We start from the raw sequence: 21,374 nt of genomic DNA on the forward strand, positions 1-21,374 counted from the left end.
TGTTGCCGAGGGTGCGGCCTCGGTCAGTGCGGGTTAGCGGACCCCATCCTGGCGCAGGGCGGCCGGGGTGAAGTCGGCGGTGGTGGCGGTGAAGCCGAAGTCATACGCCTGTTTCTCTTCGTTTTTCATGCCCAGTGCCAGGTAGCGGCCGGACTGCAAGTCGTAGAGGGTTTCCAGGGCATACCACGGCACTTGCTTGTCGTAGTAGTTCTCGGCGTGGGCTTCAGCGACGCGCCACAGTTGGCCACGACCGTCGTAATGGTCGATGACCGCAGCTTGCCAGGTGTCTTCGTCGATGTAGAAATCACGCTTGGCATAGATGTGGCGCTGGCCTTCCTTCAAGGTGGCGACCACATGCCAGACGCGGCGCAGTTCATAACGCGCCAGGTCCTGATTGATGTGGCCGGCCTTGATGATGTCGGCGTATTTCAGTTTCGGATCGTCGAGCTTGTAGCTGTCGGAGGCGATGTACATCTCTTTCTTGCCTTCGAGCTTCCAGTCGTAGCGATCCGGGGCACCGTTGTACATGTCCAGGTTGTCGGAAGTCCGCAGACCGTCCGCCGCAGTACCCGGGCCGTCATAGGACACTTGTGGGGCACGACGCACGCGACGCTGACCGGCGTTGTAGACCCACGCCGAACGCGGTTCTTTCACCTGGTCGAGGGTTTCGTGCACCAGCAGTACGCCACCGGCCAGACGTGCCGGCGCGGTCACTTTCTGCTTGAAGTAGAACAGGATGTTGCCCGGGTTCGCCGGATCGTAGTCCTTCATCTTGTCGCGGAACACGAACTGATCCTGGAAGTACACCAGGCTGAACGAGCCGTTGGGTTGCGGGGTGGCCTGGGTTACCAGACGGGTCACGCTGCCGCCGCGATAGCGAGTGATGTGGTTCCAGATCACTTCGACGCCGGTTTTCGGGATCGGGAACGGCACGGCCGTTTCGAAGTTTTCCAGGCCGTTGCCGCCAGACACCAGATTGGTAGAGGTGGCGTTTTTCTTGATGGAGGCAAACACCTCATCCGGCACGGTCGCGCCACGATGGGACGGGTACACCGGCATCTTGAACGTTTCCGGGTAGCGCTTGAACATCGCGTACTGGCCCGGTGCGAGCTTGTCCTTGTATTTGTCGACATCTTTGGCGGTGATGGTGAACAGCGGTTTTTCGCTGGCATACGGGTCCGACAGGAAGCCCTTGCTGTCGACGCTGCCGGCGTTTTTCGGCAACGGCTTCCAGGCCGGGATCGAACCATCGGCGTTGCCGGCCATTTCCGCGCCCATCGGCGTCAGGCTCTTGCCCAGCTTATCCGCTTCGGCCGCAGGCACTGCCGCCATGACACTGGTTGCCAGCAGTGAAAGCCCCAAGACACCGGCGTGAAACAGACTCTTTGTTATTTTCATAAGTGCGTTCGTCCTGAAAATGCAGTGCTTAGAAGTTCACGCCGAAGCTGAGCGCAACAAAGTCGCGGTCATCCACGGTGGTGTACTTGCCGTCGAAGAAGTTGGTGTAGGCCAGGCTCGCGGTGTAGGTGTTCTGGTATTCGGCATCGACACCCAGGCTGACCGCTTTGCGACCTTCCTCGAAGTTGCCGCCAGGACCAGGCGAGTAACCGCTGACGTCATGGGACCAAGCCACGTTCGGCTTGAGGTTCACGCCAGCAAACACGTCGTTGTATTCCCAGATGGCCCGGCCACGGTAGCCCCACGAAGTGGAGGTGGTGAAGCCGCCATTGGTGCAGTTACGGCTACGGTTGTTCTGCGGCGAACCGGCGCCGCCACCGTTGATGGTGCCGTTGTTAAGGATGTTGGCGCAGGTGTTGGCGGTGCCGGTGGCCGGCAATTGGCCCGGACCGAACACGGGGTCACGGCCGTAGCGCACGTCGTCTTTGCTTTCCAGGCCGCCGACGTGGGTCACGCCCACTTCGCCGACCAGGGTCAGACGGCTGGCGCCCATGACCTGATCGAAGAAGTGCGTCAGGGTCGTCTGGAGCTGGGTGACTTCCTTGCGGCGGTAGCCGTGCAGATCGGTGCCCGGTGGTGCCGACAGCAGCGAAGCGTTGGCGTAAGGGCCGCCCAGCGGACGCACACCGGCGAACAGGATGTCGGTGGAGTTCAGCTGCACCGGCGCGTTCGGCCGGTAGCTGATCTCACCACTCCACGCCGTACCGGTAGGCAGGGTGGTGGAGAAGCTCAAGCCGTACAGGCGAATGTCTTCAGGGTATTCGATGAAGTACTTGGAATTACCCGCTACCAACAACGGCGCAAGGGCGGCGAACGGGCCTGGCAATGCCGCTGCCGAGTTGTACACCGACTGTGGCGCACCGGTGGCGCTGAAGATCGGCGCACGGCTGTGATAGTTCATGAAGTAGGCACCGAATTCGGTGTCCAGCGGTTCGAACATGTACTTCAACGACGCGCCCCACTGGCCGCTGTCACGGGCATCGCGATCCCCACCGCGTTGCACCAGAACACCTTCCTGGTTGACGTCCACGCCGTTCGCCGCCAATGGGCCCAAAGCGATGGCCGGAATGGTCGAGCGCTTGTTCAGCACGCGCAGGTTGTTGTCGCAGCCATCGGCGACGATGTCCGGTTGCGAGAAGAAAGTGCCGCAGTTGTCGACGACGGTCTGGTCCCATTCCAGTTGATAGAACGCCTCACCGGACAGGTTCTCGGTCAGGCTCTGGGACACGTAGAACATGTTGACCGGGATCAGGCCTTCCTTGATCTCGGCACCCGGACGACGGAACGCAGACACGTCAATCGGGTTGATCGAGTTGATGCCGCCGCCGATGAAGGTACTTTCACCCCAGCTCACCACTTGCTTGCCCAGACGCACGGAGCCCGGCTGATCGGCGACCGAGTAGTTGTGGTAGACGAAGGCATCGAGGATCTGCCCGCCAGAAGACTTGGCGCCTTCCTTGCGATTGCTGTCGCTGATGTCCTTGAACTCGCGGCTTTCGTCTTTAAGCTCGAAGTCGTACCAGTATTTGCCGCGAACGAAAACGCCGGTGTCGCCGTATTTCAATTCGAGGTCATGGATGCCCTTGAAGATCTTCGAGAACGTCTCCCCGCTCTTGAAGTTGGCGTGGCCATCGTCGGAGGTCTGCGACAGGCCGCGACCGCCGTTGTTGACGCCGATCAGGTTCTTGTTCGGGCTCTCAGTAGACCAACTGGCACCGATCGACAGGGAGGAGTCGAACTGACCTTCGATTTCACCGACGTTGAAACTGACGCCGAATGCAGGCCCGGCGAGCGAAGAGGCGAGACTGACCGCCAAGGGCAATTTCGCCCGGCGCCAGAACTGGTTTACTGATGTCATCGACGCTACTCCATGTGCATTATTGTTATGGCAGTGAGCACTTTTAAAAACGCTGCGACGGACAGGGAACCAAGGTGTCCCTAAGTCATTGCGCAGTTGCATCGCCCCATGTTGTGCGGTGGCTCCGTTCTTAAAAATCCTTGAGCGGACTATAGCCAGCGGGTTGTACTGCTTGATCCCTCTAAAGTGTGATTTGCAGCCGCCGACCACTCTGGAACAGTCCTTTCGCCAGTCCGACGCATGTCGGCAGGGCAAGGATGGCTGAAAATTCGGATTTCACAAGCCAAGCGCTTGCTTGGTGGGGCTGGCGTGCCTTTTCAGGCACGCCGCGAGGGGCTTAAAGCGTCGACAGGAAGGTACTGTTGTTACTCTGCCATTCGGTGATATCGACGCGGATTCGCTTCTTGTCGAGCTTGCCGACACTGGTCTTGGGAATTTCCGTAACAAGGGCGATCTGACTCGGGATCGCCCACTTGCTCAGGTGCCCCTGTTCGACGAACGGCTTGAGGTGCTCCTTGAGTTCCTTGGCCCCGATGGCGTGGCCTTCGCGGATCACCAGCAGGGCAAAAGGACGCTCGCCCCACTGCGGATCAGGGATGCCCACCACTGCTACTTCGCGTACCGCTGCATGGCGGCTGATGAGGTCTTCGAGGTCCAGCGAGGAGATCCACTCGCCGCCAGTCTTGATCACGTCCTTGATGCGATCACGGATGTCGATCACCCCCATGCTGTCGAGGGTCGCCACGTCGCCAGTGTGCAGCCAGCCCCCGGCCCACAGCTCCTTGCCCTTCTCCGGCTCGTTGAAATACCCCTCGGACAACCATGGCGCGCGCAGCACCAGTTCGCCCTGAGACTCGCCGTCGGCCGGGAGGAAATTGCCCTCGGCGTCGATGATCGCCGCTTCCACCAGCGGCCCCGGCACGCCGGCCTTGATCCGATAAGTGGTGCGTTCGTCTTCGGTGCCGGCCATCAGCTCTTCGTTGAGGTGCGCGCAAGACACCAGCGGCCCGGTTTCCGACATGCCGTAGGCAGCGGTCAATTGAATGCCCTTGGCCTTTGCCGCCTCGTACAGCGTGCGATTGAGGGCACTGCCGCCGATGACGATCTTCCAGCCGCCGAAATCAACGTTCTGCGCACCCTTGGCGTTAAGCAACATCTGCAGGATGGTGGGCACGCAATGGGAGAAGGTGACCTTTTCCTTGCGCCACAGCTCCACCAGGTATTCAGGATCGTAGCGGCCGGGATAGACCTGTTTGAGCCCAAGCATGGTCGCCACATAGGGCAGACCCCAGGCGTGCACGTGGAACATCGGGGTGATCGGCATGTAAACGTCGTTGGTGCCCAACAGCCGCACGCTGTCGATGGCGCCCATGATCGTCGCCACGCCTATGGTGTGCAGCACCAGTTGCCGATGGGTGAAATACACACCTTTAGGGTTACCGGTGGTGCCCGTGGTGTAGAAGGTCGTGGCGACCGAGTGCTCGTCGAAGTCCTGGAAGTCGTACTGCGCGCTGGCGGCGGCCAACAGTTCTTCGTATTCCCCCACGAGGTTCGGCAGGTCGGCAGTTTTTTCCGGCAGGTCGGTGAGCAGCAGGGTTTTCTCGACCGTGGTCAGGTGCCCGGCAATCGCCTGATACAAACCGACGAACTCACTGTTGACCAGCACGAAGCGGTCCTCGGCGTGGTTCATGGTGTAGACGATCTGCTCCGGCGAGAGGCGCACGTTGATGGTGTGAATCACCGCGCCGATCATCGGGATGGCGAACATGCATTCCAGGTAACGATGGCTGTCCCAGTCCATCACCGCCACGGTGTCACCGGCCTTGACCCCGGCGGCGCTCAGCACATTGGCCAGGCGGGCGACCCGCTCGATCAACGTTGGATAGCTGTAGCGCAACTGGTCGCGATAAATGATCTCCCGGGTTTTTTCGTAGCGGGCACCGGACAACAGCAGTCGCTTGATCAGCAGCGGATACTGGTAAGCACCTTCGGCGGGGGGGATAACGCGAGTCTGCAACATAAGAATCCCTTTTTGACTGCACGGTCGTGGCTGAAAGCTAAGCACTTTAGAGCCGTAGCTTGCGCGCCAAATCAGCCAAAGGAATGATTTGCAGAAGGTTGCAAATGCTAGCTTGAGGCCAGCATTTGCGGGGTGTTTTGCGATTCAGGTGCTCATTTCATCTCGGAGAAGGCCAGCTTGAGGCCAATGGCAATCAACACGACGCCCATCACTCGATCGAACCAATGGCCCATCCGCGCAAAACCGGCGCGTACCCGACGCTGGCTGAACAACAGAGCCACCAGGCAGAACCAGATCGCCGTGGCCACGGCCAGGTAAACGCCGTAGCCCGCCTGGATCGACAGCGGCGTGTGCGGATTGATGACCACAGTGAACAGCGAGAGGAAAAACAGCGTGGCTTTCGGGTTGAGACCATTGGTGACGAAACCGGCGGTGAAGGCGCCGCGAGGCGTGCGCTCGCCAGCTTCCTTGTGCAGATCGTCCTCCACCGCCTTCGCCGGTTTCGCACGCAGGGCCTTGAAGCCGATGAACAGCAGATAAGCCGCCGCCGCCCATTTCAAGGCGTTGAACAGCATGATCGATTGCGACACGATCAAACCGATGCCCAGCAACGAATAGCCCACATGCAGGAAAATTGCCGAGCCGACGCCCAGTGCTGTCCAGGTGCCGGCGCGGCGACCGTGGGTCACGCTCTCGCGCACCACCACGGCGAAGTCCGGGCCGGGGCTGGCGACCGCGAGCAAATGAATCAGGGCAACGGTCAAGAACTCTGTCAGGTACATGAGGGCTCCTAAAGGCCAAGCGTAACTACTTGTTTCATCTGGTAGGCTCGGCAGATTACGCCTTCACTTCCACGCAAAAAAGGTACAGCTGATGACGAACTCGCGCCGCGCGGTATTTCTCGACCACCCGTCCCTGGACCTCGGCGACCTTGACCTCAGTCCGCTGCAGGCCTGTTTCGGTGAGTTGCAGCTGTTCAGCCAGACCCTGCCCGAGCACGTCATCGAGCACTTGAAAGGCGCGCAGGTGGCCATCACCAACAAGATCATGATCGACGCGGCCGCGATCGCCGCCAGCCCCGAGCTCAAGCTGATCCTGATCACCGCCACCGGGACCAACAACGTTGACCTGGCCGCCGCCCGCGCCCACGGCATCACCGTGTGCAATTGCCAGGGCTACGGCACGCCATCGGTGGCACAGCACACGATCATGCTGCTGCTGAACCTGGCTACACGCCTGGCCGATTACCAGAAAGCGGTGAGCGAAGGTCGCTGGCAGCAAGCCAAGCAATTCTGCCTGCTGGATTACCCGATCGTTGAGCTGGAAGGTAAAACCCTCGGCCTGCTCGGTCATGGCGAGTTGGGCGGCGCGGTCGCGCGGCTGGCCGAAGCCTTCGGCATGCGCGTGCTGCTGGGGCAAATTCCCGGCCGCCCTGCCCGCCCGGACCGTTTGCCGCTGGCCGAATTGCTGCCGCAAGTTGACGCGCTGACCCTGCACTGCCCGCTCAACGAGCACACCCGTCACTTCATCGGCGCCCGCGAGCTGGCTTCGATGAAGCCCGGCGCATTCGTGGTCAACACCGCCCGTGGCGGCTTGATCGACGAACAAGCCCTGGCCGATGCCTTGCGTGGCGGCCAGCTCGGTGGCGCGGCGACCGATGTCCTGAGCGTCGAGCCACCGACCCAGGGCAATCCGCTGCTGGCTGCCGACATTCCGCGCTTGATCGTCACCCCGCACAACGCCTGGGGCAGCCGCGAAGCGCGGCAACGCATCGTCGGTCAAGTGACGGAAAACGCCCTGGGCTTTTTCAGCGGTACAGCGCTGCGGGTCGTCAGTTGATAAACTGCCGCACTTTTTTTCAAGGAGCAGCACATGGACCCGCGCAGTGAAGTACTGCTTCGTCAGGCCGAGTTATTTCAGGGCGCGGTGCTGTTGGCCGGTTTGCCCGCCGACGATTTGCTCGGCCGCCTGCCCGAGGCCTATGGCTGGTGCTGGCATGCCGGCGACCAGGCCGCCATCGACGCACGCTTCCCCGAGCGCAGCCAGTTTGGCGTGACTGCGCCTGAACAAGCGTTCGACATCGCGGTGGTGTTCTTGCCCAAGTCCAAGGATCTGACCGATTACCTGCTCAATGCCCTGGCCTCGCGCCTGGCCGGCAAAGAGCTGTACCTGGTCGGGGAAAAACGCAGCGGCATCGAAGGCGCCGCCAAGCAATTGAACCCCTTGGGCAAGCCGCGCAAGCTCGATAGCGCGCGCCATTGCCAGCTCTGGCAAGTGACCGTGGCCAATGCTCCGCAGGCTAAGTCGCTGGAAAGCCTTGCGCAGGAATATGTGCTGGAACTCAGTGAAGGGCCGCTGAAAGTCATCAGCCTGCCCGGCGTCTTCAGCCATGGCCGTCTGGATCGCGGCAGTGCGCTGCTGCTGGAGCATCTGGATAAACTGCCAAGCGGCCATTTGCTGGATTTCGGCTGCGGTGCCGGGGTATTGGGGGCGGCGGTGAAACGGCGCTACCCACATAACCAGGTCACGCTGTTGGATGTCGACGCCTTTGCTGCGGCGAGCAGTCGCATGACCCTGGCCGCCAATGGCCTGGACGCCGAGGTGATGACCGGCGACGGCATCGACGCCGCGCCCATGGGTTTGAGCGCGATCCTGAGCAATCCGCCGTTCCATGTCGGGGTGCACACCGATTATTTCGCCACCGAGAACTTGCTACGAAAAGCGGCTAAACATCTGAAAAACGGCGGCGAACTTCGCCTGGTTGCCAATAGCTTCCTGAAGTATCAGCCGCTGATCGAAGAGCACTTGGGCATCTGTGCCATCAAGGCCGAGGGCAATGGTTTTCGCATCTACCGCGCCAAGCGTGGCTGACCGGACTTTGAAAAAAGAGGCTTGCCCAATCGGATTTGCCTAGGCAGAATCCGCTCCGTCCTAGGGGAGTAGTCTCCCACGAGCGCCATGCTCGTCCGGCATACGTCAACATACTTGGTCCTCAGACCATGGCGTATGCGACCCCAGCGTCCGCATCAGACGGATCGCAGGGTTTGACAAGACCTATGACACGAACACCTTACCCGGGGCGGGGAGGTTGTACGTGTCATAGCCGTGTCGACCCGCCCCTTAGGAAACCTGATGCTGGATTCACTGCTCATTCCCACCGCGATCGTTGCCCTGGCCGAAATCGGCGACAAGACGCAACTGCTTGCGCTGATCCTTGCCGCCCGCTTTCGCAAACCCTGGCCGATCATCGCCGGCATCGTCGCGGCCACCCTTGCCAACCACGCGGCGGCGGGTGCGGTGGGTGCCTGGTTCGGCAGTTTCTTCTCGGATTCGATGTTGCACTGGATCCTCGCGGTCAGCTTTGCCGCGACGGCTTTGTGGACCCTGGTGCCGGACAAAATGGATGACGACGAAGCCAATACCGCGCGCAAGTTCGGGCCCTTCCTGACCACGCTGATCGCGTTCTTCCTCGCGGAAATCGGCGACAAGACCCAGATCGCTACGGTGATGCTCGCCGCGCAATACCCGGAGTTATGGCTGGTGATCATTGGCACCACCGCCGGCATGCTGATCGCCAACGTACCGGTGGTCCTGGCCGGCAACTTTGCCGCGGACAAACTGCCGCTGACCCTGATCCGCCGCCTCGCCGCTTCGGCGTTCTTCATCCTGGCGATCGTGGCGGTGTACAAGGCGATGCAGAGCAGTGGGTGGATTTGACCAGGCGATGACTGTGGCGAGGAAGTTTGCTGACGCCTGACCGAGAAGCGACCGCAAACCAGGCGAGCGCTTCGCACTCGAGCGGGAGCAAGCTCCCTCGCCACATAAAGCCCGCTCTTAGGATTTCGGGGCTTTTTCGTAGAGCGGCATGACTTTCGGGATCGCCGCTTCCAGTGAGGCGATGCGGCTGGTCGAGGCCGGGTGAGTGCTCATGAACTCCGGCGGCGAGCCTTCCGACGCTTTACTCATCTTGTTCCACAAGGTGATCGCGGCGTTCGGGTTGTAACCGGCGCGAGCCGCCAGTTCCAGGCCAATCAAGTCGGCCTCGTTTTCGTTGCTGCGACTGTTGGGCAAGGTCATGCCGTAGTTGGCGACGGTGTCTGCCAGCGCCAGGCTGTCCTGGCCGAGACCGAACAACGCACCGGCGCCCTGCTTGGCCATTTCGATACCGTAGGCCTTGGACATCGCCTCACGACCGTGCTCGCGCAAGGCGTGGGCGATTTCATGGCCCATGACCGCGGCGATTTCATCGTCGGTGAGTTTCAGGCTGTCGATCAGCCCGGTGTAGAAAATGATCTTGCCGCCAGGCCCGCAGTTGGCGTTGAGCTCGTCGCTCTTGATCAGATTGACTTCCCACTTCCACTGCGCCGAGTCCGGGCGGAAGTTCGGCGCCTGGGCAATCAAGCGATTGGCGATGGTCTGGATGCGCTTGGCGTCATTACTGGTTTTGTCCAGCACGCCCTGGGTCGATGCCTCGCCAACGGTCTTCTGATAAGACTGGGCGTACATCTGATCGACTTCCTGGCTCGACAACATGCTGAACATGTATTGCTTGCGCTCGACGCCGACTGCGCCGCCGCTTGTGGTATTTACCGATTGGCAACCTGCCAGCAGCACTGCCGCGCTCAATGCGCCGACAACCAATGTCTTTTTCATGCAGAAACTCCCTGAAAACATGCCGGGTATCGTAGGCGGTGAAAGGCATCGGCGCCAGAAACAACAGATGCACAGAAACATATTTCAGACGCTTCACTATTCGCCGTAGGAAAAAACCACTGATGATCGTCAGCCTAGCCCGGCGTCAAACACTCCGGGCCGTTCAGCTTGGGATCATTGACCATGTTTGCCAGCACCCGTTCACGCAAGGCGGCCGGTTCGCTGGCGAGCAGCGCCTGCAAGGTGTGCAGTGGCGTCTCGGGATCAAGCCAGGCTTCTTGTCCGGCGGCATCAAGGATCAACGGCCGGCGCTGATTCGAGGCCGGTTGCGTGACCACCGCGGTGCTCAGCCAGACCTGTTCCTGCACCGGATAGGCTTCCCAGATCGCCGCGAAAAACAGCGCCGAGCCCTCCCCTGGCGTCAGCCAGTACGGTCGCTTGCGCGTGCCGCCACGCCATTCGTAGAAACCGTTGGCCGGCAATAAACAGCGCCGCTCGCGGAAGGCCTGGCGAAACATCGGTTGTTCGGCGAGGGTTTCAGCGCGGGCATGGGCCGGGGTCTTGGACATGTCCGTCAGCCACGGCGGGGTCAGACCCCAGCGGGCGCGGGCGAGATTGCGGCCGGCGGCGTCGGCACGCAGGATCAGCACCGAATCATTCGGCGAAATATTCCACTGCGCCTGCTGGTCGACGGGGAAACCAGGCAGCGCCGCGAAAGCGGGATTCCAGCGGAACAGGGCATAACGTCCACACATGGGGCAATACGACTCTTGAACAAACGGCCGCCAGCCTAACAGACCAGCGTGCCAGGGAAGCTCTCCGGTTCATCGCCGGGCAATGGCTGCGCGTCATTGTAGGCGGCGATCAACTCCCGGGCGTATTGCGCCTGGTCGTTATCGACTGCCAGGCCCAGCAACCCGCACGCCGGCAGTTCGCCGGTGCCGCCGAGCAGATCGCGGCCCACCAGGTGCGCCTTCACCCCTTCGCTGGCCAGCATGCCTTGCAGCAATTCACCTTCCATCAGGTTTTCCGGTTCGTAGATTCGCTGCATGGGATGCCCCTTTTCACTCGTTTTCGCTAAACACTTCGAGGTGCCATTCTTCCCCTTCAACCTGCAAAACGAAGTTGATCGGCCGGCAACACACTTGGCAATCCTCGATATAGGACTGATCGCCTGCGGACAGATCGACTGTTGTCTCCACCTCTTCACCACAATAAGGACATTCATACAGTGCGGTTTCCAGCATCGCGGTCTCCCAAGTGACTTGTGCGTATAATCGCCGGTCTGTTTGCAGGGCTATTTTCGTCTGAGTAACGTGTCAGACCCCGCCCCGCCGGTTTTCGATCAAAACCTTTACTTACCCTAGCCGTTTCCAACAAGAGAGCATGATGGGCGAATTCGATGCCATCCGACCTTACGACGACAGCGAAGTCCCAGCGGTGCTGGCGCGACTGCTCGGCGACAAGGCGTTTCTAGATATCCTCACCCACTTCCGCTTCCCGCGTTTCGCCGGTGCCTTCGGCTGGATGCTCAAACCCCTTATAGCGCATCGGCTGCGCCGTGAGTTCGCCGACGTGACCTCGGTGGCCACTTTGCAGGACAAGGTCGAGTTCTACGTCGACCACACAATCGAGCGCGCCACCGATGGCGTGACCTATACCGGCGTCGAGCAATTCAAGTCCGGCAGCGCCTACCTGTTCATCGCCAACCACCGCGACATCGTGATGGACCCGGCCTTCGTCAACTATGCGGTGTACCACGCCGGCCTGCCGACCCCGCGCATCGCGATCGGCGACAACCTGCTGCAAAAGCCCTTCGTCAGCGACCTGATGCGCCTGAACAAGAGTTTTATCGTGCATCGCTCGATCACCGGCCGCCGGGAAAAAATGGCCGCCTACCAGTTGCTCTCGGCGTACATCAATCATTCGATTCGCCATGATTGCGCGTCGATCTGGATCGCCCAGGCTGAAGGCCGGGCCAAGGACGGCGACGACCGTACCGAGTCGGCGATCCTCAAGATGTTCCACATGAGCCGTAAGGACGAGCCGTTTGGCCAAGTCATCCAGTCGCTGAACCTCACTCCGGTGTCGATCAGCTATGAATATGACCCCTGCGATCAGGCCAAGGCCCGCGAGTTGTACATCCGCGCCACCACCGGGACCTACAGCAAAGCGCCTGGCGAAGACGATGTGAGCATCGCCAAGGGCATCACCGGCTACAAGGGCCGGGTGCACGTGAATTTCGCCTCGCCGATCACCGAACTGTTCGAAGACACCAAGCAATTGGCGATCGAAATGGACCGGCAGATCCTCGGCGGTTACCGCCTGTTCCCGGTGCACTACCTGGCGTACGCCCAATGGAGCGACGCCGACCCGCAATTGCAGGTGCCCAAGGCCGCCGAGGTGTTCGGCGCCGATGAACTCGCCAAGGCCCAGGAAGAATGGCAACGGCGTCTCACCGAGTGCCCGGAAGAACATCGACCGTTTTTGGTGCTGCAATATGCCACGCCGGTGCGCAATCAATACCGGGTGAAAGCGGGCCTGCCGCTGTAACTGAGTGGGCGGCTTTTTGTGGCGAGGGAGCTTGCTGCCGCTGGGTGGCGAAGCCGCCCCTCATCTGAGAGCTCGGCAGGCCAGTGACATCGAGTACAAAGGTTCAGGGCCGCTGCGCGCCCCAGCGGGAGCAAGCTCCCTCGCCACAGGGCTTTGTCGCTTTCAGAATTGCGTGCTGATCCAGGACACGACCAGCGCCAGCCCAAGGCAGGCAAAGCCGAAGCGGTAGAAAAACCGGTTCATGCGCAGCGTCGCCCAGTCCAGCGTCGGCTCCTGGCTGGGACGACTCGCGCGCTGCTCTACCAGACTGGCCATCGCCCGTTGTTCGCGGCGGCGAGTGGCGTGCAGCAGCCAACTGCCCGGAAAAGCCAACAACAGCGCCAGCAGATTAATCAGCTTGGCGGGATGGGCGGTAAACAGCGAAATCAGGTGCAACGACATCACAGACCTCAGCAAATAACGCGGACAACGGAAAACCCGCGGCGCGGATTCTAACCAAAGCATCCCCGAGTGAGGACACTTTCCGACCGATTACGACCTCTCGGCGCAATCATCGCGCGATTCACGAGATCGTCATCCGCACAGTCCACTCTGTCGCCCCACCACCCACTCCGCGAACGGAATCCCCATGCTGCATGCCGAAAACCAGGACCGCCTCTACCTCATCAGCCCCAGCGACGAACAACAAACCCTGATCGGCAGCCTCGCCTTCAACGTCCAGGACCGCCACTGGCTGGTCTACTGCGCCCTTGGCGGGCACCAACATCACGACCTCCCCGAAGCCGATCTGCTGACCGGAGTGAGCGTGCTCGAGTTTTACTCGCAAGTGGCGTGAGGGATGGGCCTTCGCGAGCAGGCTCCCATATTTGGATTGTTGTACATCTGGTAGTGATTGGTTGCTGTCAGGCCGTCATCGCTGGCAAGCCAGCTCCCACAGTTAATGTGGACATCCCTAACACCGGTGTACACCCATCAGGCCGAGCGGTAGCTCGCCGCGCTTTTGATCCACCCGCCCCGTCGGGAGGCTGAGTGGAGGCGTTTATCCGGGGATTGGCGCGCAGCGCCGCACGACGCAGTCGGGCTCATTGCATGGAGGTGCAGCGAAGCCAACCGGAGGGCAATGCCCCCGGATGAATGCCGGAGCGAAGGTACGCCGAGCCTAGGCGAGGGGCCGTACGTCAGGGGCAGACCTTTTGGGTACTTTGGGCTGGGCCGGCACTCCGGCGTTTGCCAAAAGTGCCTCGCCGTAAGGGCGAAACCGTAAGTGGCCGTTACTACAGCAACGGATATACACCCCCCCCGCCACCCAATCACCCAATCACCCAAAAAAAAGCCCGACACAATGGCCGGGCTCCAAATCCAAAAAAAACCTCACTCCGCCAGAATCTGCCCCACCGTCGGATCCTTGAACAACCGAGTCAACGCATCACTCAACACATCACTGACCAGCTTGGTGTTGGTCTCCTGATTCGGCGCCATGCCAAACCGCTGATCCAGCGACGCACCATAACGTCCGCTGTAACGACGATTAGCATTCTGCACATCCGAACGGAACGTCGCGCCAATCGTAGCCTCGGTCACATACATCCCTTCCTTCGGCGATTGGTACTTCAACTCCGCCAGCGTCACCGTCAATTGCGGCGCACCGGACGCGCCGGATGTCGGGGTGAACCCCAGCAAACGCACCGCCGCTTCAGCCTGGGCCTGCAGCTTCGGCAGAATCTGCGCGCCCTGCACGGTGATCGCGCTCGTCTCCGGGTACAGGCCACCGCGGGTACCGAGGGTTGGCGACGGACGGCCATCTACCACACGCACCACTACGGGCTGGCCACGACCGACCGGCGCCAACTGGGTGGTCAGCTTCGGTTCCGGGTTCAGTTGTTGCGGGCTGTGGGCGCAGCCGACCAGGGTCAAACTGGTCACAGTGATCAAACCGAACAACAGGCGTTGCAACATGCGCTTCTCTCCAGAAATCGGGCAAGTAACTGGCCGGCAGTATAGCGGTGCGCTTCGTCTGCCAGCCAGTGCTGAAATGTCCGACAAAACCTTCGGAAACCGGTTCCTGTCACTGCTTTGTCACCAGCCATACACTTGCATGTCATTGCCTCCTGCCAATCTTTGCTGGAATTCACCAACGGATACGCTGCCATGCATTTCCTCCTGTCGCTGTTCACTCGCCGTCCTCGTCACCGCAACTATGCGCGGCTGGATGCACAGGGCCGCTGCCAGGCCTTCAAGCACTGCAGCCAGCCCCCTAAGGGCGAAGGCTGGGTGGAAATCGAGGAGATCCGCCTGAACTGGCTGCACCAGACGTTGCCGCTCAGCGCACGCACCGTCCGGCGTCCCGCCCGCTCACCCGCGCAGCCGTTGCTGATGACCTGACCGCAGGCCTAATAAAAGTCATTAAACACACCCATTTCCCTGCGTTTCTTCGCTACAATCTCCCCCCGATTATAAGGACGTCTCCTGATCGGGCCTCGCAGCATCGCCAACACCCAGGTATTGGCACCCCGCACGCCCCACAGAGAGCCGCCCACCCAGATCGAGTCAAGCTGGCGCGCTTGCTGTTGCTGAGCACATCACCACTTTTCGCGAATCTGCAGAGCTGTCATTTGCTCGGTCACTGAGCTGTCTGCCCGTTTTGCCTGTCGTGCGTGCCACGGCGGCATGTGTTCCGGGCGCGGTGCCAGGCTGGGACAGCCCTTTTTTGAGGTTCACGTCTTCAAAAGAGCGTGAAAAAAACGGGTTTTCACAACTTCACAAGAGTGTGGCGAGCAAATGAAAAGTTTCGCGTCTGAACATGCACCATCAGTGTCTACACCAGCCCATCGACCCAGGACCGCGTACGTCTCGAACACGGGAGCCTGAAGCCTGTCCGCTACGGATTTGGTTGCACGAACGGATGTCTCGACCATAAGTCGAATTGCCAGCAGCGTGTTGAAATGAGTTCATTGCACTCATAAGCCCGGCCGGCAGCGTCCGTCGAAGTTGCAAAAAATTGCGAAGATTCGGACATGGCGATCCTGCGAAGCTGACCTGGGCCAACACGAACTGCCCCGGAACGCCTGGCAGCCATGCCGACAATTTGGTGCTGCAGATTTTGGAGACGCGTTAAATGGCGCATAACGAAGCAGTCGACGTAGTACTGGTAGGCGCTGGCATCATGAGTGCCACCCTGGCGGTACTGCTCAAAGAGCTCGACCCCGCGATCAAGCTGGAAGTCGTCGAGCTGATGGATTCCGGTGCCGCGGAAAGTTCCAACCCATGGAACAACGCCGGTACCGGCCACGCCGGGCTGTGTGAGCTGAACTACACGCCGCAGGCCGCCGATGGCACCGTCGACATCAAGAAAGCCGTGCACATCAACACCCAGTTCGAGGTGTCGAAGCAGTTCTGGTCGTACCTGACCCAAAAAGGCACCTTCGGCTCGAGCAAATCCTTCATCAGCCCGGTGCCGCACCTGAGCTTCGTGCAAGGCGACAAAGGCGTGTCCTTCCTCAAGGAACGCTTTAACGTGCTGAGCAAGCACCACGCCTTCGCCGACATGGAATACACCGAAGACAAGGCCACCATGGCCGAGTGGATGCCACTGATGATGCCGGGCCGCCCGGCGGATGAAGTGATTGCCGCGACCCGCGTGATGAACGGCACCGACGTCAATTTCGGCGCCCTCACCAATCAACTGCTCAAGCACCTGACCAGCGCACCCGATGCCCAGGTCAAGTACTGCAAGCGCGTGACGGGCCTCAAGCGCAACGGCGCCGGCTGGACCGTGAGCATCAAGGACGTCAACAGCGGCAGTACCCGTGAAGTCGACGCCAAGTTCGTCTTCCTCGGCGCCGGCGGCGCGGCCCTGCCGCTGCTGCAAGCCTCGGGCATCGAAGAAAGCAAAGGCTTCGGCGGTTTCCCGGTCAGTGGCCAGTGGCTGCGTTGCGACAATCCGGAAGTGGTCAAGCATCACCAGGCCAAGGTCTACAGCCAGGCCGCCGTGGGTTCGCCGCCGATGTCGGTGCCGCACCTGGACACCCGCGTGGTCGACGGTAAGAAATCCCTGCTGTTCGGGCCTTACGCCGGTTTCACCACGAAATTCCTCAAGCACGGCTCGCTGATGGACCTGCCGCTGTCGGTGCGTGCCGGCAACATCGGCCCGATGCTGGCCGTGGCCCGCGACAACATGGACCTGACCAAGTACCTGATCAGCGAAGTGATGCAGTCCATGGAGCAACGCCTGGAATCCCTGCGTCGTTTCTACCCGGAGGCGAAAGCCGAAGACTGGCGCCTGGAAGTGGCCGGCCAACGGGTGCAGATCATCAAGAAAGACCCGAAAAAGGGTGGCGTGCTGCAATTTGGCACGGAACTGGTGGCCGCCAAGGACGGCTCCCTCGCCGCCCTGCTCGGCGCCTCCCCGGGCGCCTCGGTGACCGTGTCGATCATGCTCGACCTGATCGAACGCTGCTTCCCGGCCAAAGCCGCTGGCGAGTGGGCTGCCAAGTTGAAGGAAATTTTCCCGGCCCGGGAAAAAACCCTCGAAACCGACGCGGCGCTGTATCGCAAGATCAACGCGCAGAACAATGTTGCGCTGGAACTGGTGGAAGCGAGTAGCGAAACCCAAAGCTACGCGTGATCCTGCCCTAAGAAAAACGCCCCGTTCTCACTGAGAGCGGGGCGTTTTTTATGCGTCATGCAAAGCTATTTGTGGCGAAGGAGCGTGCTCCCTCGCCACAGGGAATGAGGCAACCGGCTGATCAGCCGCGCGCTTTCTCGATCAGCTCAATGTATTCAGGGGCGTTACGCTGATCCTTGATCTGATCAACGAAGGTCTGGCCGTGCTCATCCTTGCCATCCAGGTCATAACCGGCCTCGACGAAAAAGGTCAGGAAGCGTTCGAAATCATCGATGCGCAGGCCACGGTAGGCCTTGATCAGTTTGTGCAGCGACGGCGAAGTGGCGTCGACGGGTTCGAAATCGAGGAACAGTTTGATCTGCGCATCGCCGATCTCGTCACCAATCACTTGCTTCTTGTCTTTACGCATTGCCGACTCCAGCTCGCAGTCATTCACGGGGCGGGCAGTTTACCCCCCGCGCGGCGTCCGGCTCAACGCGCGCGTTGGCTGCCAGTGTGCAGATCGGCCCAGACGTGGCCGTTGGCATAACTGAGGAACTGGCAGTACACCGACTCGTTGCGCAGCAAATCGATCACCGAGCGGTACTGCGACAGCGGGTAGTACAGGGTCAGGGTCTTGCTCGATTCGTCATACACCGGTTTTTTCAGGCTTTTGCTTTCACCGTCGAAATTGACCAGCACCTGGCTGATGGTCGCGCCTTTGTTCAAGGCTTTGCCCTTGAGGCGGATCAGGGTCGGCGACGTCACGGGAATCGGTTGCTGGTTGGACTGGCGCTGACTGCCGATCACTACCGAGTACTCGGTGATCTGCAGCAATTGCTGTTGCTCGGGCTGTTCCTGACGCAAGGTCAGGTCATCCGGCGGCAGAAACTGTGCGTGCATCGGAGGCGCGGCCATGGCGGCCGCCGGCAGGCTGAAGACGATCAACAAAGCGGCGCAGCGGCAAATCGACAGGCTCATGACGGGCTCCCGGAACAGAGCCCGGCACTCTAGCACGACACCTTGCACCGCCGACTTCGATTCACTCGAATTGAGCGCGCATCCAGGCGTGATAACTCGCCACTCCGGCCTCACCCTCACGCGGCGCCCAATCGGCCAACTCTCCTTCGCCGACCGGGCGATAAGGGCCGGCCTTACACTCGAAGATAAGGCTATCGTCCTCCAGCACCACCAGGCCATGAAACACGCCGGTAGGCAAATCAACACCGACGCATTCACCGCCCGCCTGGAGAATGTGTTTAGCCTGCACAGTACCGGTTTCATTGAAGATCAACAGCCCCAGTCGCCCCTTGAGGACCAGCAAGGTCTCGGCCTTGTTCTCGCCCAGGTGGCGGTGCGGCGGGATGTAAGTGGATGGCTGCAACCCGACAGCCATGCGATGGCAGGCATCTTCCATCTGATGGAAGTTGTGATGCTGGCGACCTCGAGGACTGGCCGTGGCTTTCTCTGCCAATTCACTGAACAGGGTTTGATCAAGAAAGCCGGGCTTCATCATTATTACATCCCCTTAACGGCGTAGATCCCATTGGCGTTGCGCCAGTAGCCTTTGTAGTCCATGCCATAACCGAAGATGTAGCGGTCGATGCACGGCAAGCCGACGAAATCGGCTTTGAGGTCCGGACGAGCCTTACGGTCGTGGTCTTTGTCGATCAGCACGGCGGTGTGCACTTTGCGCGCGCCGGCATGTTTGCAGAAGTCGATAATCGCGCCCAGGGTGTGCCCTTCATCGAGGATGTCGTCGATGATCAGCACGTCGCGGTCGATGAACGACACTTCCGGCTTGGCCTTCCAGAACAGGTCGCCGCCGCTGGTTTCATTGCGATACCGGGTGGCGTGCAGGTAGGAAGCCTCCAGCGGGAAGTGCAGATGCGTCAGCAGCTTGCCGGAGAAAATCAGCCCGCCGTTCATCACGCAGAACACCACCGGGTTGCTGTCCGCCAGTTGCTCGTTGATTTGCGCACCGACGCGGGCAATGGCCGCTTCGACTTCCGCTTCGGTGTACAGGCAGTCAGCCTCTCGCATGATTTGACGGATATGCTCGAGATCAGCGGACATGGCGCTCTCCAGGGAAGGTTAGGGGCAGGGAGGGTTCGGAAAAGCCGGCAAAGGTACGCATCCCCACCGGCCAGATCAAGCGTTTGTGGACTAACGTACTGTATGTCTATAGGACAACACCCTTGGATAGATTAATCTAGGGCGGTTTTTTTGCCCGCCGCCGGAGCCTTTCCTTATGCCCATCCGTGAGATCCGCCACCCGCTGATCCGTCATAAACTTGGCCTTATGCGCCGCGCCGACATCAGCACCAAGAATTTCCGCGAGCTCGCTCAGGAAGTCGGTGCGTTGCTGACCTATGAAGCCACCAAGGACCTGCCGCTGGAAGCCTACGATATCCAGGGCTGGTGCGGCACCGTGTCGGTGGAGAAGATCGCCGGCAAGAAAATCACCGTGGTGCCAATCCTGCGCGCCGGCATCGGCATGCTCGAAGGCGTGCTCAGCCTGATCCCGGGCGCCAAGGTCAGCGCCGTCGGCGTGGCTCGCAACGAACAAACCCTGGAAGCCCACACCTACCTGGAAAAACTGGTGCCGGAAATCAACGAGCGCCTGGCGATGATCATCGACCCGATGCTCGCCACCGGCGGTTCGATGGTCGCCACCATTGACTTGCTGAAGAAGGCCGGTTGCCGTGATATTCGCGCCATGGTGCTGGTCGCGGCGCCCGAGGGCATCGCCGCCGTGGAGAAAGCCCACCCGGACGTGACCATTTACACCGCGTCCATCGATGAAAAACTCAACGAACACGGCTACATCATTCCCGGCCTGGGCGATGCCGGCGACAAGATCTTCGGCACCAAGCAGAAGGACGCTTGAGCATGCAGGATGAGTTCAACGATCCGCTCTGGCGCACGGTACTGTCAGGTGCGCAGATGTTGTTCGTGGCCTTCGGCGCACTGGTGCTGATGCCACTGATCACCGGCCTCGACCCGAACGTCGCACTGTTCACCGCCGGGCTCGGGACGATTCTGTTCCAGATCGTCACCGGGCGGCAGGTGCCGGTGTTCCTGGCGTCCAGTTTCGCTTTCATCACCCCGATCATCCTCGCCAAGGGCCAGTTCGGCCTCGCGGCCACCATGGGCGGCGTGATGGCAGCAGGTTTCGTCTACACCTTCCTCGGCCTGGCGGTGAAAATCAAAGGCACCGGTTTCATCGACCGTTTGCTGCCACCGGTCGTCATCGGCCCGGTGATCATCTCGATCGGCCTGGCCATGGCGCCGATTGCCGCCAACATGGCGATGGGCAAGGCCGGTGACGGCAGCGAGCTGATCCACTATCAAACCGCGATGCTGATCTCGATGCCGGCGCTGCTGACTACGCTGATCGTCGCAGTGTTCGGCAAAGGCATCTTCCGCCTGGTGCCGATCATTTCCGGGGTGCTGGTGGGCTTCGGCATGGCGTTCTACTTCGGCGTGGTCGATACCGCGAAAATTGCCGCCGCGCCGTGGTTCGCAATCCCCGCCTTCACCGCGCCGGAATTCAACTGGCAGGCGATTCTGTTCATCGTGCCGGTGGCCCTGGCCCCGGCCATCGAGCACATCGGCGGGGTGATTGCGGTCGGCAGCGTGACCGGTCGCGACTACCTGAAGAAGCCTGGCCTGCACCGCACCCTGTTCGGTGACGGCATCGCCACCACCGCCGCCGGGCTATTTGGCGGGCCACCGAACACCACTTACGCCGAAGTCACCGGCGCGGTGATGCTGACCAAGAACTACAACCCGAAAATCATGACCTGGGCGTCGATCTTTGCCATCAGCCTGGCATTCATTGGCAAGTTCGGCGCGTTGTTGCAGAGCATTCCAGTGCCGGTAATGGGCGGGATCCTGTGCCTGTTGTTCGGTTCGATCGCGGCGGTGGGCATGAACACCCTGATCCGCCACAAGATCGATCTGGGCGAAGCGCGCAACCTGGTGATTGTTTCGGTGACCCTGGTGTTCGGCATCGGCGGCGTGCTGGTCGGCACTGGCACCGGCCCGGATGACTTCGGTCTCAAAGGCATCGCGCTGTGCGCGGTGGTCGCAATTGCGCTTAACCTGATCCTGCCGGGCAACGATGGCTGGAAAAACAAGAAGGCGGATGAGCCGGTGCTTTAAAGGCCGGCGTTCATTGTTTGTCCTCTAGTTAGCTTTCGCGAGCAGGCTCGCTCCCACAAGTC

Annotated in this window: 23 protein-coding genes and 1 riboswitch; of the genes, 9 read left to right on the forward strand and 14 right to left on the reverse strand. The window is 60.7% G+C overall.

Going from position 1 to position 21,374, the window contains the following annotated elements; translation table 11 throughout:
* Nucleotides 1–33: 33 nt before the first annotated feature.
* The 4 genes from RG836_RS21955 to RG836_RS21970 form a co-directional block, all read right to left on the reverse strand.
* Nucleotides 34–1,398, reverse strand: a complete 1,365-nt coding sequence (locus RG836_RS21955; RefSeq protein ID WP_310849509.1) for a DUF1329 domain-containing protein — start codon at nt 1,396–1,398, stop codon at nt 34–36.
* 28 nt (nt 1,399–1,426) lie between these two features.
* Entirely contained in the window at nt 1,427–3,316 is a 1,890-nt protein-coding gene (locus RG836_RS21960) for a DUF1302 domain-containing protein (protein ID WP_310849511.1), read from the reverse strand.
* Nucleotides 3,317–3,653: 337 nt separating this feature from the next.
* Complete coding sequence (locus RG836_RS21965; RefSeq protein WP_310849513.1) at nt 3,654–5,336, reverse strand: fatty acid--CoA ligase; 1,683 nt, start codon at nt 5,334–5,336, stop codon at nt 3,654–3,656.
* Between the two features lie 152 nt (nt 5,337–5,488).
* The gene (locus RG836_RS21970) at nt 5,489–6,118 is read right to left on the reverse strand and encodes a LysE family translocator (RefSeq protein ID WP_310849515.1); all 630 of its coding nucleotides are present in this window, start codon (nt 6,116–6,118) and stop codon (nt 5,489–5,491) included.
* A 91-nt stretch (nt 6,119–6,209) separates the two neighbouring features.
* Here RG836_RS21970 and RG836_RS21975 point away from each other — a divergent pair, with 91 nt between their 5' ends.
* The 3 genes from RG836_RS21975 to RG836_RS21985 all read left to right on the forward strand — a co-directional run bounded on the left by RG836_RS21975 (nt 6,210) and on the right by RG836_RS21985 (nt 9,053).
* Nucleotides 6,210–7,175: a 2-hydroxyacid dehydrogenase gene (locus RG836_RS21975; RefSeq protein WP_310849516.1), complete on the forward strand. Its 966-nt coding sequence runs from the start codon at nt 6,210–6,212 to the stop codon at nt 7,173–7,175.
* Nucleotides 7,176–7,208: 33 nt separating this feature from the next.
* Nucleotides 7,209–8,207, forward strand: a complete 999-nt coding sequence (locus RG836_RS21980) for a class I SAM-dependent methyltransferase (RefSeq protein ID WP_310849518.1) — start codon at nt 7,209–7,211, stop codon at nt 8,205–8,207.
* Nucleotides 8,208–8,257: 50 nt separating this feature from the next.
* Nucleotides 8,258–8,382: riboswitch (yybP-ykoY riboswitch) on the forward strand.
* 86 nt (nt 8,383–8,468) lie between these two features.
* On the forward strand, nt 8,469–9,053 hold the full coding sequence (locus tag RG836_RS21985; RefSeq protein WP_310849520.1) for a TMEM165/GDT1 family protein: 585 nt from the start codon (nt 8,469–8,471) through the stop codon (nt 9,051–9,053).
* 117 nt (nt 9,054–9,170) lie between these two features.
* Here RG836_RS21985 and RG836_RS21990 read toward each other — a convergent pair whose 3' ends face one another.
* From RG836_RS21990 to RG836_RS22005, 4 genes are all read right to left on the reverse strand, one after another.
* Nucleotides 9,171–9,989: a M48 family metallopeptidase gene (locus tag RG836_RS21990; protein WP_310849522.1), complete on the reverse strand. Its 819-nt coding sequence runs from the start codon at nt 9,987–9,989 to the stop codon at nt 9,171–9,173.
* Between the two features lie 134 nt (nt 9,990–10,123).
* Nucleotides 10,124–10,744: an SOS response-associated peptidase gene (locus tag RG836_RS21995; protein ID WP_310849524.1), complete on the reverse strand. Its 621-nt coding sequence runs from the start codon at nt 10,742–10,744 to the stop codon at nt 10,124–10,126.
* Between the two features lie 35 nt (nt 10,745–10,779).
* Nucleotides 10,780–11,040 carry a putative signal transducing protein gene (locus tag RG836_RS22000; RefSeq protein WP_310849526.1) on the reverse strand — a complete coding sequence of 87 codons (261 nt, stop codon included), beginning with the start codon at nt 11,038–11,040 and terminating at the stop codon, nt 10,780–10,782.
* Nucleotides 11,041–11,053: 13 nt separating this feature from the next.
* Nucleotides 11,054–11,236 carry a CPXCG motif-containing cysteine-rich protein gene (locus tag RG836_RS22005; protein WP_310849528.1) on the reverse strand — a complete coding sequence of 61 codons (183 nt, stop codon included), beginning with the start codon at nt 11,234–11,236 and terminating at the stop codon, nt 11,054–11,056.
* 142 nt (nt 11,237–11,378) lie between these two features.
* Between RG836_RS22005 and RG836_RS22010 the strand changes: the two genes are divergently transcribed.
* A complete protein-coding gene (locus RG836_RS22010) occupies nt 11,379–12,542 on the forward strand; it encodes a 1-acyl-sn-glycerol-3-phosphate acyltransferase (RefSeq protein ID WP_310849529.1) in 1,164 nt (387 codons plus the stop codon).
* A gap of 162 nt (nt 12,543–12,704) precedes the next feature.
* On the opposite strand, the gene RG836_RS22015 is transcribed toward RG836_RS22010, so the two are convergent.
* On the reverse strand, nt 12,705–12,983 hold the full coding sequence (locus tag RG836_RS22015) for a hypothetical protein (RefSeq protein WP_310849531.1): 279 nt from the start codon (nt 12,981–12,983) through the stop codon (nt 12,705–12,707).
* Nucleotides 12,984–13,170: 187 nt separating this feature from the next.
* Between RG836_RS22015 and RG836_RS22020 the strand changes: the two genes are divergently transcribed.
* Nucleotides 13,171–13,377: a hypothetical protein gene (locus tag RG836_RS22020; protein WP_310849533.1), complete on the forward strand. Its 207-nt coding sequence runs from the start codon at nt 13,171–13,173 to the stop codon at nt 13,375–13,377.
* A gap of 536 nt (nt 13,378–13,913) precedes the next feature.
* On the opposite strand, the gene RG836_RS22025 is transcribed toward RG836_RS22020, so the two are convergent.
* A complete protein-coding gene (locus tag RG836_RS22025) occupies nt 13,914–14,498 on the reverse strand; it encodes a YajG family lipoprotein (protein WP_310849535.1) in 585 nt (194 codons plus the stop codon).
* A gap of 192 nt (nt 14,499–14,690) precedes the next feature.
* Between RG836_RS22025 and RG836_RS22030 the strand changes: the two genes are divergently transcribed.
* A complete protein-coding gene (locus RG836_RS22030) occupies nt 14,691–14,924 on the forward strand; it encodes a hypothetical protein (RefSeq protein WP_310849537.1) in 234 nt (77 codons plus the stop codon).
* Between the two features lie 733 nt (nt 14,925–15,657).
* Entirely contained in the window at nt 15,658–17,166 is a 1,509-nt protein-coding gene (mqo, locus tag RG836_RS22035; RefSeq protein WP_310849539.1) for a malate dehydrogenase (quinone), read from the forward strand.
* A 121-nt stretch (nt 17,167–17,287) separates the two neighbouring features.
* Here the strand turns inward: mqo and RG836_RS22040 are convergent, their stop codons facing one another.
* The 4 genes from RG836_RS22040 to RG836_RS22055 form a co-directional block, all read right to left on the reverse strand.
* Entirely contained in the window at nt 17,288–17,575 is a 288-nt protein-coding gene (locus RG836_RS22040) for a PA4642 family protein (protein WP_310849540.1), read from the reverse strand.
* Between the two features lie 62 nt (nt 17,576–17,637).
* Nucleotides 17,638–18,126: a hypothetical protein gene (locus RG836_RS22045; RefSeq protein WP_310849542.1), complete on the reverse strand. Its 489-nt coding sequence runs from the start codon at nt 18,124–18,126 to the stop codon at nt 17,638–17,640.
* Between the two features lie 61 nt (nt 18,127–18,187).
* Nucleotides 18,188–18,661, reverse strand: a complete 474-nt coding sequence (locus RG836_RS22050) for a WbuC family cupin fold metalloprotein (protein ID WP_310849544.1) — start codon at nt 18,659–18,661, stop codon at nt 18,188–18,190.
* 2 nt (nt 18,662–18,663) lie between these two features.
* Nucleotides 18,664–19,221 carry a hypoxanthine-guanine phosphoribosyltransferase gene (locus RG836_RS22055; RefSeq protein WP_310849545.1) on the reverse strand — a complete coding sequence of 186 codons (558 nt, stop codon included), beginning with the start codon at nt 19,219–19,221 and terminating at the stop codon, nt 18,664–18,666.
* A 175-nt stretch (nt 19,222–19,396) separates the two neighbouring features.
* Between RG836_RS22055 and upp the strand changes: the two genes are divergently transcribed.
* Nucleotides 19,397–20,035, forward strand: coding sequence for a uracil phosphoribosyltransferase (gene upp, locus RG836_RS22060; protein ID WP_310849547.1), 639 nt, complete (start codon nt 19,397–19,399; stop codon nt 20,033–20,035).
* A 2-nt stretch (nt 20,036–20,037) separates the two neighbouring features.
* A complete protein-coding gene (locus RG836_RS22065; RefSeq protein WP_310849548.1) occupies nt 20,038–21,312 on the forward strand; it encodes a uracil-xanthine permease family protein in 1,275 nt (424 codons plus the stop codon).
* Nucleotides 21,313–21,374: the final 62 nt, after the last annotated feature.

This window comes from Pseudomonas rhizozeae (assembly GCF_031583775.1).
GTDB lineage: Bacteria > Pseudomonadota > Gammaproteobacteria > Pseudomonadales > Pseudomonadaceae > Aquipseudomonas.

Coding starts and splice junctions, on each gene's coding strand:
- RG836_RS21955 (WP_310849509.1), bottom strand. CDS start 1,398: ATGAAAATAACAAAGAGTCTGTTTCACGCCGGTGTCTTGGGGCTTTCA.
- RG836_RS22000 (WP_310849526.1), bottom strand. CDS start 11,040: ATGCAGCGAATCTACGAACCGGAAAACCTGATGGAAGGTGAATTGCTG.
- RG836_RS21995 (WP_310849524.1), bottom strand. CDS start 10,744: ATGTGTGGACGTTATGCCCTGTTCCGCTGGAATCCCGCTTTCGCGGCG.
- RG836_RS22065 (WP_310849548.1), top strand. CDS start 20,038: ATGCAGGATGAGTTCAACGATCCGCTCTGGCGCACGGTACTGTCAGGT.
- RG836_RS21970 (WP_310849515.1), bottom strand. CDS start 6,118: ATGTACCTGACAGAGTTCTTGACCGTTGCCCTGATTCATTTGCTCGCG.
- RG836_RS22050 (WP_310849544.1), bottom strand. CDS start 18,661: ATGATGAAGCCCGGCTTTCTTGATCAAACCCTGTTCAGTGAATTGGCA.
- RG836_RS22045 (WP_310849542.1), bottom strand. CDS start 18,126: ATGAGCCTGTCGATTTGCCGCTGCGCCGCTTTGTTGATCGTCTTCAGC.
- RG836_RS21975 (WP_310849516.1), top strand. CDS start 6,210: ATGACGAACTCGCGCCGCGCGGTATTTCTCGACCACCCGTCCCTGGAC.
- RG836_RS21990 (WP_310849522.1), bottom strand. CDS start 9,989: ATGAAAAAGACATTGGTTGTCGGCGCATTGAGCGCGGCAGTGCTGCTG.
- RG836_RS22015 (WP_310849531.1), bottom strand. CDS start 12,983: ATGTCGTTGCACCTGATTTCGCTGTTTACCGCCCATCCCGCCAAGCTG.
- RG836_RS21960 (WP_310849511.1), bottom strand. CDS start 3,316: ATGACATCAGTAAACCAGTTCTGGCGCCGGGCGAAATTGCCCTTGGCG.
- RG836_RS22020 (WP_310849533.1), top strand. CDS start 13,171: ATGCTGCATGCCGAAAACCAGGACCGCCTCTACCTCATCAGCCCCAGC.
- RG836_RS22030 (WP_310849537.1), top strand. CDS start 14,691: ATGCATTTCCTCCTGTCGCTGTTCACTCGCCGTCCTCGTCACCGCAAC.
- RG836_RS21965 (WP_310849513.1), bottom strand. CDS start 5,336: ATGTTGCAGACTCGCGTTATCCCCCCCGCCGAAGGTGCTTACCAGTAT.
- RG836_RS22010 (WP_310849529.1), top strand. CDS start 11,379: ATGGGCGAATTCGATGCCATCCGACCTTACGACGACAGCGAAGTCCCA.
- RG836_RS21985 (WP_310849520.1), top strand. CDS start 8,469: ATGCTGGATTCACTGCTCATTCCCACCGCGATCGTTGCCCTGGCCGAA.
- mqo (WP_310849539.1), top strand. CDS start 15,658: ATGGCGCATAACGAAGCAGTCGACGTAGTACTGGTAGGCGCTGGCATC.
- RG836_RS21980 (WP_310849518.1), top strand. CDS start 7,209: ATGGACCCGCGCAGTGAAGTACTGCTTCGTCAGGCCGAGTTATTTCAG.
- upp (WP_310849547.1), top strand. CDS start 19,397: ATGCCCATCCGTGAGATCCGCCACCCGCTGATCCGTCATAAACTTGGC.
- RG836_RS22025 (WP_310849535.1), bottom strand. CDS start 14,498: ATGTTGCAACGCCTGTTGTTCGGTTTGATCACTGTGACCAGTTTGACC.
- RG836_RS22005 (WP_310849528.1), bottom strand. CDS start 11,236: ATGCTGGAAACCGCACTGTATGAATGTCCTTATTGTGGTGAAGAGGTG.
- RG836_RS22055 (WP_310849545.1), bottom strand. CDS start 19,221: ATGTCCGCTGATCTCGAGCATATCCGTCAAATCATGCGAGAGGCTGAC.
- RG836_RS22040 (WP_310849540.1), bottom strand. CDS start 17,575: ATGCGTAAAGACAAGAAGCAAGTGATTGGTGACGAGATCGGCGATGCG.